Genomic DNA, 13,472 nt, shown 5'->3' with positions numbered 1-13,472 from the left:
GGTGGCGCCGAACTCGAGGTGATCGATCGCGCGGCACTCCAGCTCGGCCCTGGATCGGTCCTGCCGCAGCCCGCCGATTCAGCGCGACGAGGCGCTGGCGGCACAGGCGGCCCCGACGAAAGCACCGCGCTGGCGCAGGTCGGCATCCTGGGTGCGCGGCAGCCACAGGTATGCATCCCGTCCCATCGCGTTGCGGCGGCGGTGGCAAGGATCGAGCCGCCCCCGCACTTCATGGGGAAATGCCGTCAGGCGGTCAACCTGTCCTGTTCGTTCGCGCGCAGTGTTGCAGATACCATGCCGCCATGACTCGCGCCGCGCGCGTCGACTACGGAACCCCGCCATGACGAACCCGATGCCTACGCGCAACATCACCGTGCTCGGTGCCGGATTCGCCGGCCTTTCCCTCATCCGCGAGCTGCGCCGGCGCGATGCCGCGGTCGGCATCACCCTGGTCGCCCCGCGCGCCGAGCTTCACTATCTTCCCGGCATCATCTGGATCCCGAGCGGCCTGCGCCGGCGCGAGGACCTGGTGGTGCCGCTGGGCAATTTCCTCGCGCGCCAGCGGGTGGACTTCATTGCCGCCGAGGTGACCGGCCTTTCCGACGACGGCCGCACCGTCCGCACCACGCGGGGCGATGTGCCCAACGACGCCCTCGCCATCGCCACCGGCGCGCGCTTCATCAAGAAGCTGCCGGGCATCGAGCACGCCATCACGCCCTGCGAGGGCATCGACGCGGCCGAGCGCATCCGCGACCGGCTGCGCGGGATGCAGGGCGGGCGCATCGCGATCGGCTTCGGCGGCAACCCGAAGGAGCCGGTCGCCATGCGCGGCGGTCCGATGTTCGAGTTCCTGTTCGGCATCGACCAGCAGCTGCGCCGCGAGGGCCGGCGCGAACGCTTCGAGCTGACCTTCTTCAGCCCCTCGACCTCGCCCGGCAGCCGGCTGGGCGAAAAGACCGTGGCGTACCTGCTGAAGGAGATGGCCCGCCGCGGCATCTCGACCCGTCTGGGACACAAGATGGTGCGCTTCGACGCCGACCGGGTGGTGACCGAAGGCGGCGAATTCCCCGCCGACTTCATCCTCTTCATGCCCGGCCTGACCGGCAGCACCTGGTTCGACCAGACGGCCCTGCCGCGCTCGCCCGGCGGCCTCATCCTGGCCGACGCGCACTGCCGCGTTCCCGGCATCGAGCGCGTGGTGGTGGCGGGCGATGCGGGCAGCTTTCCCGGACCGGACTGGATGCCCAAGCAGGCGCACATGGCCGATCTTCAGGCGAAAGCCGCCGCCGCGAACCTGCTGGCCGACCTCGACGGCCGCCCTTCCGGCGAAACCTTCGCCACCGAGCTGATGTGCATCATCGACTCCACCGACCGCGGCGCGCTGGTCTGGCGCACGCCCAAGCGCTGCGTGCTGCTGCCATCCAGCCGCGTGTTCCACTGGCTCAAGCGCGGTTTCGAGACGCGCTACCTGCGCCAGTACCGCTGATCGCATCGGGCGGCGTCAGTAGCTGTAATCCAGCTTCAGCCAGAGGTTGCGGCCCGGCTCGTAAATCCGCACCGGATCGGCGGGAAAGCCGAAGTCGGCGCTGCCGGCCAGGTTGAGGTGCTCGCTGTAGGCCCGGTCGAACAGGTTGTCGATGCCGGCGGACAGGCGCCAGAACTGGCCGATGCGCGCGCTGGCGTTGAGCGCCAGGGTGCCGAAACCCCGGCTTTCGCCGATGTCCTGGCCCACCACGCTGCCCTGCCCCGGCGCCACGCGATCCTGCGCCGCGACCACGCGCCACAGGAGACCGGCCGACCAGCTGGTCGCGTCCCAGGTCGCGCTCATGCGTGCTTCCAGCGGCGGCATCTGCGGCAGCGGCGTGCCGGCGTCGCGGTTCTCGCCCCGGGCGTAGGCCACGGTGGTGCCGAGCTTGAGGCGATCGATCGCGCGGTACTCCAGCCCGGCCTCGGCACCACGAATGCGTGCGGCCACATTGTCGGCGCGCGTCATCGTGCCCATCATCCCGCCGGTGTGATAGGTGAACAGGATGTAGTCGCTGATGCGCCCGGCGTAGGCGCTCACCCAGGCATCGAGCCGCTGCGAGCGGAAGTTCAGGCCGGCATCGAGCTGGGTGGTGCGCTCGGGGCGCACGCCGGCGAAGGCGTTGGGCGACCCCATCGGCCCCATGTTGGGCGAGAACAGCTCCCAGTAGTCGGGCATGCGCCGCACCTGGCCGAGGCCGGCGAAGGCGCTGAAACCCTCGCCCCTGCGCCATTCGTGGCGCAGGAAGCCGCTTCCCAGGGTTTCATCGCGGGTTTCCCCGGACGTGGGCTGCGGCGGCATGCCGGGGGCGGCGATGCGATGGTCGGTGGCGCTGGCGCGGTCCAGGCGCAGCCCGCCGATCCAGCGCGACGAGGCGCTGGCGGCATAGGCGGCCTCGACGAAAGCACCGCGCTGGCGCAGGTCGGCATCCTGGGTGCGCGGCAGCAGCAGGTAGGCATCGCGTCCCATCGCGCTGCGGCGGCGGTGGCGGCTGTTCTGTGCATCCACGCCGGGCGTCAGCTCCCAGCGCCCGATGTCGAAGGTGGCGGCGGCGCGCCCGCCGTAGGTGAGGCGATCCACGTTCGAGGCCATCGGCATCGGCATCGGACCCATGGGATTGGGCTCGCGCAGGGTGTAGTTGTCCATGAGGTGATCGACCTCGTTGCGGTAGGCGCTGGCTTCGATCGCCTTGAGCGCACCGTCGAAGCCGGATTTCTCGAAGCGGATCGACTGCGCGTCGCGGTCGAACATCGTCCCGTCCATGCGACGGCCGGCGTAGCGCGCCTCGCCGTCGCCGCGCCCCAGGCCGATTTCCAGCAGGGTGTCGGCGTCCGGCGTCCAGCCGAGCATGACGTCGGCGTTCCACTTCTCCCAGCGCGAGGGCACGCGCGAGCCGTCGCCGGCGCGGTAGTCGTCGGCCTCGGAGTGGTTGCCGGTGACGCGGACGTAGCCCTGCGACAGGCCCGCGCTGGCGTCGATGAGGGCATCGCGCCGGCTGTTGGATCCGACCAGAGCGCTGGCGTTGACGCGCGCGCCGGGCATGTCGAAGCGGGCACCGTCGCGCTCGAACCGCACCGTTCCGGCCGAGGCACCCGGCCCCCAGAGCACCGTCTGCGGACCCTTCACCACCACCAGCCGGTCAAAGGTTTCGGGAGCCACGTAGGACATCGGGTTGTCCATGCGCGAGGGGCATGCACCCGGCATGCTGCCCTCGTTGGACAATAGATTCAGGCGCGAGCCGAACATGCCGCGCAGCACCGGATCACCGTTGCTGCCGCCGTTGCGGATCGCGGTGAAACCCGGGATCGTCTTGAGGTAGTCGGCGCCGTCGCTGGCCGGCACCGGCTGGCGCGGCAGCTTGGGATCGGTCTCCCAGGCCACGCCGTCCTGCGGGGCCTGCGCGGTCACCACGATGGCATCCAGCGCGCGCTGGCGCGTATCGCCCGCCGCCTCCGCCGCCTCCGCCGCAGCGACCGAGGCGGCGGCCATGGCCGACATCAGCAGGGCCGCGCCCGCGACTCGACCCGCATTCCATTGCACCATCATTGCGATCCCTCATTGCCTCGTTGGGTAAAAGGCAATGGTAGGAAGCCGCACCGCGCGCGGGGATGCGACCAAGTGTCGCACCGCCGCGTCCGCTTCATCCTTCAGTGCGGCATCGGTGCCGCGCCGGGCGGCTGCGCGTGGCGTCGCGCCGACATCACCACGCCCGCCACCAGGAGGCCCACGGCGACCAGTTCCAGGATGGTCGGCCAGCGCTGCGCCCAGGTGAATCCGTACAGCAGGGCGAACAGGGTCTCGAACACCAGCATCTGCCCGCTGAGCGTCAGCGGCAGGCGGCGCGCGGCGGCATTCCACATCCAGTTGCCGAACCAGGAACAGGCGATGGCGAGGAACAGGTTGAGCGCCCAGAAGCGCGTCCAATCGGCCGAAGTCGTGTCCGCCCCGGGCAGGAAGGCATCGCCCGGCAGGGCGAGCACGGCGAGCCAGACCAGCCCGCCCAGCGCGCCGGTGACCATGCCCCACAAGAGCGACCACTGGTTGCCGTCGAAGCGCGACTGCGACTGCAGGAAGCGCGCGTTGCGCGCCGCGTACCAGGCCCAGCTCAGCACCGCGCCCACGGCCAGCGCCATGCCGAACACGCGTTCGCCCAGCGGGCGCGCCTGCGCGTGGGCGGACAGCAGCACGTCCAGGTTGATGCAGGCCACGCCCGCCAGCACCATGCCCAGCGGCACGACCAGCCGCCGCAGCGAGACCGCGCCGGCGTCGCGCCGCCCCAGCAGGGTGATCACCACCGGCGTCGCGCCGATGATGAGCGAGGTGGAGGCCACGCCGGCCATCTGCACCGCGCCGGCGAGGAGCACGTAGTAGATGAGGTTCCCCGTGAGCGCCAGCTCCACCAACAGGCGCAGCTCGCCCTTCTCCAACCGCCGCCAGAGCCGCGGCAGCGCACGCCCGACCAACAGCAGCGAGACCGCGCCGTAAAGCAGATAGCGCCCGCTGGCGAGCAGCAGCGGTGAAAACTGCGGCAGCAGCGCCGGGACGAGGAACACCGCCCCCCAGGCCGCACCCGACAGCACGCCAAAGACGATTCCCGCACGCATCCTGCCGTCACCCTGCAACGCGAAGCAGCGCAGCATACGCGCCCATGCGGTACCGTAGTAACGGCGCGGAAAGGAACCTTCGTGCCGCAGTCATGTCGCGCCCACCTGTTCCGCGGCGCGCCGCGCCACGACGCCGGCACCCGCCGCCTCAGCGTTTCACCAGCTCCACTCGGCGGTTCTGCGCGCGGCCCGCCTCGCTGCGGTTGTCGGCCACCGGCGCGGTTGCGCCATAGCCCTTCGCCGTCAGCCGCTCGGCCGCGATGCCGCGTTCGATCAGCGCCTGGCGCACGCTGGCGGCGCGCTGCTCGGACAGCGCCAGATTGGCCGCGGCATCCCCGACGTTGTCGGTATGGCCGCCGATCTCGGCTTTCATCGAGGCCGCCTCGCGCAGCATCGACGCGGCCTGGTCGAGCACGCCCGCCGACTCCGGCCGGATCGTCGCCTTGGCGGTGTCGAAATGCACCTCCAGCGCCAGGAACCCATCCTTGTCCAGCTGCGCCAGCAGCTCGTTGACCGACACCACCTGCGCCATCGGCTCGGCCGAAATGCTGGCGATGGCGTAGTAGTCGCCATCATTCACCGAACCCAGGTGCACCCAGTATTCGCGTCCGCCCTGCTCCATCTTCAGCGTCGCGCTGCGCTGCTGGATGTCGGACCATTCACCGGCCATCAGATACGAATCCGAACCTTCTTCCCACACCACGGTCGCCCCCTTGGCGCTGGCCGCGGCCAGATGGTTGCGAAGGATCTTCAGCGGCGAGGCCGGCTGCGGGTTCTCGTCGATGTCGTCGACCACGTAGACGACCAGCTCGTAGATGCCCTCGACGGTCTTGAGCTTCACCGAACCCTCCTCGTCGAGGCCGATCGGAATGCCCTTGGCATCGAAGTCGGAGTGTTCGCAGCTGTGGACGTGGTAGCCGGGCATCGGCGTGAACAGCGAGTGCGGTTTGCAGTCGTCGGACGCGAACGCCGCCAGCGGAGCCAGCAGGCCCAGGGCGGCCAGAAGCCGAGGCAGGATTCGCAGGATCGAAATCACGGGCATGAGCGGCTCCTTGGTGGTGACTGGCGCTTGGATCCGGAGTCTAGCGCCACCCCGTGCCCTCCAGACCCGCCGATCGATCTGCGCCGGACGGCAGGCACCTGCCGCCCGGTTCCCGAGGACGGCGACAGGCACTGCGATATCCTGTCCTGCATCGCATCTGCGGACAAATCCATGGCACGCCCCTTCTTCCCCGTACTCGCGCTGTTGCTCTTCTTCCTCGTTCCGGCATCGGGTGCCGGCGCATCCAGCTTTGCAGGCACCTCGGCAGGCGCAAGTTCAGGTGGCACCTCGGGCACGACCGGCAGTTCCTCGGACGATGACAAGCTGATCGTGGAAGCCCGCCGCGACGCCGCCGCCTTCGTCGCCAGCGCAGGCCGCATCCGCAGTCTGCGATTGGAGGCCGCGTTGCGCCATCTGCGCGCGCAGCCGGATACCGATGCGCAGGCCAGCGACCTGGTTCTGGCAAAGGCGATCCTCGGACGGTAAGTCCGCAATGTCTGCGGCGCGGCGACGACGATGGCAAGGCATCGCTGCTGCGCTGCTTGTCGGCATCGCGTGGCCGGCGCGGGCCTGGCAGCCGACTCTGGATGCCGACACGCTCACGGCCGAAGAACGCGCCGCCGCGCAGCACCTGATCGAACGCACCTCGCAACTGCTGCCCCCACCGATGGCCGAAGGCCTGCCGTCGCTGAGGCTTTCCTTCCGCGACGACCTGCCCGATGCCGTCCACGGACGCATCCGGGGCCAGCGCATCCGCCTCGCCCGTCACCTCCTGCACGACGATGACGACGGGCCGGCCATCGACGCCCTGCTGCACGAACTGGCGCACGCCTACGACCGCCGCACCGAAATCTCGCGCGATCCCCGCCTGCTCGACCTGGCCGGCTGGCAGATTCGCCCGCGCCGCTTCGGCCTTCGCAGCCGCAACCGCACCCGGGACCGCTCGCCGGATCCTTACGAACTGCGCTCGCCGCGCGAGTTTTTCGCGGTCAACGTCGAATATTTCCTGCGCGATCCCACCTACGCCTGTCGCCGCCCGGCGCTGTTCGCCTTCCTCGCCGAACGCCTTGGCACGCCGCACCATGCCGAACCGGCGGACTGCGCGCCCGCCCTGCCCTTCGTCGTGCCCGCCAACGATCCCGCGCTGGAAGCGCTCGATCCTTCCCGCGTGTACGGCATCGAATACCTCTTCGCCGAGCCCACCGGTGCGGCGATGAGCCGCTGGGGCCACAGCATGCTGCGGCTGGTGCTCTGCGCGCCGGACCGCCCGCCCGGACCGGATTGCCGCTTCGATCTTCAGCACCATCGCGTGCTCTCGTTTCGCGCCTTCGTCGACGACGTGCAGATTTCAGGCTGGCGCGGCCTCACCGGCCGCTACCCCTCGCGCCTGTTCGTGCTGCCGCTGACCCAGGTCATCGAGGAGTACACCGCCATCGAACTGCGCGGCCTGCGCTCGGTGCCGCTGCGGTTGTCCGACGAGGAAATATCCGGCCTGATCCAGCGCGCCGCGCAGCTGCACTGGGGCTACGACGGCCGCTACACCTTCCTGGGCAACAACTGCGCCAGCGAAACCTTCAAGCTGCTGCACGACGGCGTGCCGCGCCTTGCCCGCGAACCCATCGCCGCCATCGCGCCGAACGCCCTGCTGCGCCGGCTCGAACGCGCCGGCATCGCTGATCCTTCCCCGCTGCAGGGCGAAGATGCGGTTCGCCTCGGCTACCGCTTCCCGCCCGCCGACCGGCACTACGCGGAATTGTTCGACATCGCCCGCGCCGCGCTCGCGCTGCCCGCGCGTGACGTGCGCGCCTGGCTCGATCTTGCCCCGGATAAACGCGCACCCTGGGTGACCCGCGGCGGCCTGCGCGCCAGCGCCGCCCTGCTGGTGCTGGAAGAAGCCGCCCTGCGCCGCGCCGAACTGCGCGCCCGCGACGCGCTCAAACGCCGTCTCGCCGCCCATCACGGCGACCCCATGCGCGAATTGCTCGATGACGCCCTCGCACTGGAAGGTGCCCTCGCCCGCCCCGCCGGCCTGCTCGACGGCGTACCCGGCTACGGCCTGCCGCAAACCGACGAACGCCGCCACGCCATCACCCGCGCCGGCACCCTGCGCGAGGACTGGCAGACCCGCAGCCAGCGCCTCCGCGACCTCGCCCTGGACGTCCTTCCGCCAAACCAGCGCAACGCCCTCAACGGCACGCGCCGGAACCTCGAACGCCTCGCCGCCCACCTGCGCACCCTGGCCGCGCAGGGTGAGGCGCGCTGATCCAGACGTTGCGGCTACAGCTCGAGACGCCCCTGCTGCCCGCTGTTCACCGCGCCACGCACCCGCGCATAGTCCAGAAGATCGGCCAATCACTCCTTGCTCCGTCATCCCGGCGAAGATCGGGGCCCATGGTGACCCTTGCCGACAGAAAATGGATCCCGGCCTTCGCCGGGATGACCCTGTGGGACAACCGCGGCCCCACGATCCCGGCGCGCCATCGCTCCCGCCCCGCCTCACCCCTGCATCACGCTACAATTCCCGGCTTTCCTCAACGAACCCGAGGTCCGCAGGGGCCGGCACACGATGGACAAGAGCTTCGAACCCGGTACTTTCGAAACCCGCTGGTACGCCCGCTGGGAGGCCGATGGGCGCTTTGCGCCGAGCGGTGAGGGTGCGCCCTACACCATCCTGCTGCCGCCGCCCAACGTCACCGGCACCTTGCACATGGGCCACGCCTTCCAGCACACGCTGATGGACGCGCTCACCCGCTACCAGCGCATGAAGGGCCGCGACACGCTGTGGCAGATGGGCTCGGACCATGCCGGCATCGCCACGGAAATGGTCGTTTCGCGCAACCTGGCGCGCGAGGGCCGGGGTGAAACGCGCGATTCACTGGGCCGCGAGGGTTTCATTGAGAAAGTATGGGAGTGGAAGCAGGAATCGGGCGACACCATCGAGCGCCAGATGCGCCGCATGGGCACTTCGGGCGACTGGTCGCGCAGCGTGTTCACCATGGACGAGATGCCGTCGAAGGCGGTGATCGAGGCCTTCGTGCGCCTGCATGAGGAAGGGCTGATCTACCGCGGCCAGCGCCTGGTGAACTGGGACCCGGTGCTGAAAACCGCGATCTCCGATCTGGAGGTGGTCAGCGAGGAGGAGGACGGCCACCTGTGGTCGATCCGCTACCCGCTGGCGGGCGGACTGACCTACGAGCACGTCGAGCGCGACGCGGACGGCAACGAACTCTCACGCGAAACCCGCGACCACCTGATCGTCGCCACCACGCGCCCGGAAACCCTGCTGGGTGACGTCGCGGTGATGGTGCACCCGGACGATCCGCGCTACGCCGGTCTGGTCGGCAAATCCGTGGTGCTGCCGCTGACCGGACGCGAGATCCCGGTCATCGTCGACGGCTACGTCGAGCGCGATTTCGGCACCGGCGTGGTGAAGGTGACCCCGGCGCACGACTTCAACGACTACGCGGTGGGCCAGCGCCACGGGCTGCCGCTGATCAACCTGTTCACGCCCGAAGCCGCGCTCAACGACAGCGCGCCGGAGAAGTACCGCGGACAGGACCGCTACGAGGCGCGCAAGGCGGTGCTGGCCGACCTGGAAGCCGCCGAGCTCCTGGCCGAAGACAAGCCGCACAAACTGATGGTGCCGCGCGGAGACCGCACCGGGCAGGTGGTCGAGCCGTACCTCACCGACCAGTGGTTCGTGAAGATGGACACCCTGGGCGCGCGCGGCCTGGAGCTGGTCGAGAACGGTTCGATCCGCTTCGTGCCGCCCAACTGGATCAACACCTACCGTCACTGGATGGAAAACATCCAGGACTGGTGCATCAGTCGCCAGCTGTGGTGGGGACACCGCATCCCCGCCTGGTACGACGAGGCGGGCGGTATCCACGTCGGTCGCGACGAGGCCGAAGCTCGGACGAAAAACGGCCTCGCTGCCGACGTGAAGCTGACCCAGGACACCGACGTGCTGGAAACCTGGTTCTCTTCCGCGCTGTGGCCGTTTTCCACCATGGGCTGGCCGGACAAGGCCGCGATGGACGCGCGCGGATTTGACCGCTATCTGCCCTCCAGCGTGCTGGTGACGGGCTTCGACATCATCTTCTTCTGGGTCGCCCGGATGGTGATGATGACCGACCACTTCACCGGCGAAGTGCCCTTCCGCGACGTCTACATCACCGGACTGGTGCGCGACAAGGACGGGCAGAAGATGTCCAAGTCCAAGGGCAACGTGCTCGATCCGATCGATCTGATCGACGGCATCAGCACTGACGCGCTGGTGGAAAAGCGCACCTCGGGCCTGATGCAGCCGAAGATGGCCGAGCGCATCGAGAAGGCCACACGCAAGGAATTCCCCGACGGCATCCCGGCGTTCGGCGCCGACGCGCTGCGCTTCACCTTCGCCTCGCTCGCCACCCACGGGCGCGACATCAAGTTCGACCTCAACCGCTGCGAGGGCTACAAGAACTTCTGCAACAAGCTCTGGAACGCGGCGCGCTTCGTGCTCGGCACCCTGCCGGAAGGCGCAACGATCCAGCGCCCGGCGCAGTGGCCGCAGCTGGCCTTCGAGCGTGCCCTGCTGGCGCGCTTCGATGCGCTGCTCACCGAGATCGACGCGCAGTTCGCCGCATATCGTTTTGATCTCGTCTCGCAGGCGCTGTACGAGTTCGTCTGGAACGAGTTCTGCGACTGGTCGATCGAGTTCGCCAAGCCGTACCTCAACCCGGAAGCGGGCGAGGAAAGCGCCGCGGCGGCCTCGGTGCGCCACACCCTTCTCGCCGTGCTGGAAGCCACGCTGCGCCTGGCGCACCCGCTGATTCCCTTCGTCACCGAGGAAATCTGGCAGCACGTCGCCCCGCGCCTGGGCCTGGCCGAGGGCAGCATCATGGCCCAGCCCTGGCCCGCACCCTTCGCCACCGAAAGCCGGACCGGCGATCTGACCGATATCGACTGGCTCAAGGAGGCGATCGCCAAGCTGCGTTCGGTGCGCTCGACCCTGGGCATCCCGCCCTCGCGCCGGGTGCCGCTGCTGGTCGACGGCGGCGATGCGGACGATGCCGCGCGCATCGCGCGCTTCGCCGACGCCCTGCGCGCGCTGGCGCGGCTGGAGTCCATCGATTCACTCCGCGGCGATGCCCCGCCCAGCGCCTCGGCGATGCTGGGCGAGCTGCGCCTCCTGATCCCGCTGGAAGGCCTGATCGACCTCGACGCCGAACGCGCGCGTCTGGCCAAGGAAGTCGCCCGCGTCGCCGCCGAGAAGGAAAAGAGCGAAGCCAAGCTCGCCAGGTTCAGCGACAAGGTCCCCGCCGCCGTGGTCGAACAGGAGCGCCAGCGCCTGGCGGAATGGTCGGTGCAGCTCGACGGGCTGAAGGAGCAGCAGGCGCGGCTGGGATAAATGTTCGTCAGCCGCATGATTTGAATGCACGTCGAACACCCAAGCCAAGCACCACCGGTGACTTCTTTTGCACCATGTCGTGGGACACAACCCCGCGAATTTCGGCGAACATGGAGCAAGTGCCGGCCCTGGGCCGATGCAAGGAGAATCGCATGACTCAAAACAGCTGGTTGTTGCTGGCAATTTTGCTGCTGGTGCCCTCACTGATCGTGGGTTTCCTTCGCCTGGTGCTGAAGAAGGAGGCCTCCGCAGTCAGCGGCATCGGTGGCGTCGTGTTCGCCCTGATGACTTTCGCGCTTTCGATGTGGATCATCCTGGACAAGGTGTCCTGAGGCCGGACAGGGCGCACTTGGCGAACGGGCGACGCAGGTCGCGTTTCCGCGGACCGCAGGCACCCGCTGATCCGGTCGGAACCCGCCACTGCCCACGAAACAGACCCGTGAGCCAGGGCGCAGGCTGATCTGGCGAATTCCGATCCATCAGCCAGGACGTCCTGGGCAATGCCCAGCTCAAGGGCTGGACTGCGGGCGTGAACACCCGCATCGACATCACCCCGGACTGGCACCTTGCGGCGCGCGGCGGATACTTCCGCGGCGACATGCGCGGCGACGCGATGTTCATCCCGGGCAGCGCAGGCGGAATACCGCGTCTGATCCCGGGCATGCCGCAGCGGCGGCAGCGGTTCTCCGAAACAGGGGCCGGCCTTCTGGTCGGGCCCTGTTTTTTTGTGCCCAAGGCATCGGTGTCCCGCGTCCACGATCCGATGGAGACGACCGACCGCTCCGTGCAGGAGTTCCTGGCGTAGGATGCAACGCTCCGTCCGACACATCCGCCGAAGAGGGTTTCCGATGGATTCCTTTCCTGCCGCAACGCTCATCCGCCGCAAGCGCAACGGCGAATCGCTGAGTGCGCAACAGTGCGCGGCACTGGCTCACGGCATCGCCGCCGGGCAGTGGAGCGAGGGCCAGATCGCGGCGTTCTGCATGGCGGTGGCCTGGCGCGGCATGACGGCGGAAGAATGCCGCGACTTCACCTTCGCGCTGCGCGACTCGGGCCGGTGCCTGGACTGGAGCGACCTGCCCGGCCCGGTGCTGGACAAGCATTCCACCGGCGGCGTGGGCGATGCGGTGAGCCTGGCGCTGGCACCGCTGGTGGCAGCCTGCGGCGGCTTCGTGCCGATGATCTCCGGGCGCGGCCTGGGCCATACCGGCGGCACGCTGGACAAGCTGGAAAGCCTGGCAGGTTACGACGTCAATCCGTCACCCGATCGCCTGCACCGGATCGTGCGCGAGATCGGCTGCGCCATCGTCGGGCAGAGCGCGGATCTGGTGCCCGCCGACCGACGCCTTTACGCAGTGCGCGACGTGACCGCGACGGTGGACGTGCCCGACCTGATCGTGGCCTCGATCCTGTCCAAGAAGCTCGCCGGCGGCGCGCAGGCGCTGGTGCTGGACATCAAGACCGGCAGCGGTGCGCAGACGCCGGATCTGGCCGGTTCCGAGGCGCTGGCGCGGCGGATGCTCGCGGTTGCCGAGGGCAGCGGACTGGCGCTCGACGCCGTTCTCACCGACATGGGCCAGGTGCTCGGACGCGAGGCCGGCAATGCGCTGGAACTGCGCGCCATCCTCGACCTCTTGACGGGCGGGCCGGGCTGCCCGCGCCTGCGCGCGCTCACGCTCGAACTTTCCGCGAGGCTGCTGTGCCTGGGCCGGCTTGCGGCGGACCGCGAATCCGCGCTGGCCCGCCTGCAGCAGGCGCTCGGCTCGGGTGCCGCCGCCGAGCGCTTCGCGCGCATGGTGGCCGCGCTGGGCGGCCCCAGCGACCTGCTGGAACATCCGGCGCGCCGCCTGCCGACCGCGCCGGTGGTTCGTCCCGTGCTGGCCGAGGGCGAAGGCTACGTTTCCGCCATCGACGTGCGCGCCCTGGGCGAATGCGTGGTGGACCTGGGCGGCGGGCGGCGCACACCCGGCGCGGCCATCGATCACGCCGTTGGGCTGGCGCAGGTGCGCGGCCGCGGCGAGTGCGTCGCGCCCGGGGAAACGCTGGCGCTCGTGCACGCGCGCAGCGAGACGGCGGCGGCCGCTGCGGCCACGCGGGTAAAGGCGGCGTTTCGCCTGTCGCCGGACGCGCCCGATGCGGTTCCGCCCTGGCGCTGGCTTGCGCCCGGCGGGAACGCCCCGGCGCGCGGTTTCGAGGGCATCGACGCGCAAGCCTGAGGGCTCGCTGCGGGCGCGGCATCCGGGAATCCGGTGCGCTGAGCGCGCGCCCGAGTTCCAGGCGCGGCCCGTGCTGCACCGCGCATTGTCTGGCTCCGCGTCTGCTGTGATACTCGGCCGTTGCTGCCCGCTCCGTCACTCGACCGGCGGAACCGGGCGGTCTGGCGGCACCGCGACCGGCCGGCGATGCATT

10 protein-coding genes are annotated in these 13,472 nt (G+C 69.5%); 7 read left to right on the top strand and 3 right to left on the bottom strand.

The genetic code is table 11. The features are described from left to right. Positions 1-340: 340 nt before the first annotated feature. On the top strand, positions 341-1,486 hold the full coding sequence (locus WB794_RS09120) for an NAD(P)/FAD-dependent oxidoreductase (RefSeq protein WP_337335546.1): 1,146 nt from the start codon (positions 341-343) through the stop codon (positions 1,484-1,486). A 15-nt stretch (positions 1,487-1,501) separates the two neighbouring features. Here WB794_RS09120 and WB794_RS09115 read toward each other — a convergent pair whose 3' ends face one another. From WB794_RS09115 to WB794_RS09105, 3 genes are all read right to left on the bottom strand, one after another. Next, a complete protein-coding gene (locus tag WB794_RS09115) occupies positions 1,502-3,568 on the bottom strand; it encodes a TonB-dependent copper receptor (protein ID WP_415926672.1) in 2,067 nt (688 codons plus the stop codon). 104 nt (positions 3,569-3,672) lie between these two features. After that, on the bottom strand, positions 3,673-4,629 hold the full coding sequence (locus WB794_RS09110; RefSeq protein WP_337335545.1) for a DMT family transporter: 957 nt from the start codon (positions 4,627-4,629) through the stop codon (positions 3,673-3,675). A 148-nt stretch (positions 4,630-4,777) separates the two neighbouring features. Beyond that, on the bottom strand, positions 4,778-5,671 hold the full coding sequence (locus WB794_RS09105; protein WP_337335544.1) for an OmpA family protein: 894 nt from the start codon (positions 5,669-5,671) through the stop codon (positions 4,778-4,780). Between the two features lie 171 nt (positions 5,672-5,842). Here WB794_RS09105 and WB794_RS09100 point away from each other — a divergent pair, with 171 nt between their 5' ends. The 6 genes from WB794_RS09100 (at position 5,843) to WB794_RS09075 (ending at position 13,279) form a co-directional block, all read left to right on the top strand. Beyond that, the gene (locus WB794_RS09100) at positions 5,843-6,157 is read left to right on the top strand and encodes a DUF2388 domain-containing protein (protein ID WP_337335543.1); all 315 of its coding nucleotides are present in this window, start codon (positions 5,843-5,845) and stop codon (positions 6,155-6,157) included. Positions 6,158-6,164: 7 nt separating this feature from the next. Further along, complete coding sequence (locus WB794_RS09095; protein ID WP_337335542.1) at positions 6,165-7,934, top strand: DUF7844 domain-containing protein; 1,770 nt, start codon at positions 6,165-6,167, stop codon at positions 7,932-7,934. Between the two features lie 303 nt (positions 7,935-8,237). Continuing rightward, a complete protein-coding gene (locus tag WB794_RS09090) occupies positions 8,238-11,063 on the top strand; it encodes a valine--tRNA ligase (RefSeq protein WP_337335541.1) in 2,826 nt (941 codons plus the stop codon). A 152-nt stretch (positions 11,064-11,215) separates the two neighbouring features. Then, positions 11,216-11,395: a hypothetical protein gene (locus WB794_RS09085; RefSeq protein ID WP_337335540.1), complete on the top strand. Its 180-nt coding sequence runs from the start codon at positions 11,216-11,218 to the stop codon at positions 11,393-11,395. Positions 11,396-11,592: 197 nt separating this feature from the next. Beyond that, positions 11,593-11,868, top strand: coding sequence for a hypothetical protein (locus tag WB794_RS09080; protein ID WP_337335539.1), 276 nt, complete (start codon positions 11,593-11,595; stop codon positions 11,866-11,868). A 43-nt stretch (positions 11,869-11,911) separates the two neighbouring features. Then, the gene (locus WB794_RS09075) at positions 11,912-13,279 is read left to right on the top strand and encodes a thymidine phosphorylase (protein WP_337335538.1); all 1,368 of its coding nucleotides are present in this window, start codon (positions 11,912-11,914) and stop codon (positions 13,277-13,279) included. Positions 13,280-13,472: the final 193 nt, after the last annotated feature.

Origin of the sequence: Denitratimonas tolerans (assembly GCF_037203605.1) — a bacterium.
GTDB lineage: Bacteria > Pseudomonadota > Gammaproteobacteria > Xanthomonadales > Xanthomonadaceae > Denitratimonas > Denitratimonas tolerans.
The sequence above is the reverse complement of the archived record's forward strand: the minus strand, read 5'-3'. Positions and strand labels throughout refer to the sequence as shown.

Excerpts from the sequence above, each read along its gene's own strand:
- WB794_RS09085 (WP_337335540.1), top strand. The coding sequence starts at position 11,216 with ATGACTCAAAACAGCTGGTTGTTGCTGGCAATTTTGCTGCTGGTGCCC.
- WB794_RS09075 (WP_337335538.1), top strand. The coding sequence starts at position 11,912 with ATGGATTCCTTTCCTGCCGCAACGCTCATCCGCCGCAAGCGCAACGGC.
- WB794_RS09110 (WP_337335545.1), bottom strand. The coding sequence starts at position 4,629 with ATGCGTGCGGGAATCGTCTTTGGCGTGCTGTCGGGTGCGGCCTGGGGG.
- WB794_RS09090 (WP_337335541.1), top strand. The coding sequence starts at position 8,238 with ATGGACAAGAGCTTCGAACCCGGTACTTTCGAAACCCGCTGGTACGCC.
- WB794_RS09100 (WP_337335543.1), top strand. The coding sequence starts at position 5,843 with ATGGCACGCCCCTTCTTCCCCGTACTCGCGCTGTTGCTCTTCTTCCTC.
- WB794_RS09120 (WP_337335546.1), top strand. The coding sequence starts at position 341 with ATGACGAACCCGATGCCTACGCGCAACATCACCGTGCTCGGTGCCGGA.
- WB794_RS09115 (WP_415926672.1), bottom strand. The coding sequence starts at position 3,568 with ATGGTGCAATGGAATGCGGGTCGAGTCGCGGGCGCGGCCCTGCTGATG.
- WB794_RS09105 (WP_337335544.1), bottom strand. The coding sequence starts at position 5,671 with ATGCCCGTGATTTCGATCCTGCGAATCCTGCCTCGGCTTCTGGCCGCC.
- WB794_RS09095 (WP_337335542.1), top strand. The coding sequence starts at position 6,165 with ATGTCTGCGGCGCGGCGACGACGATGGCAAGGCATCGCTGCTGCGCTG.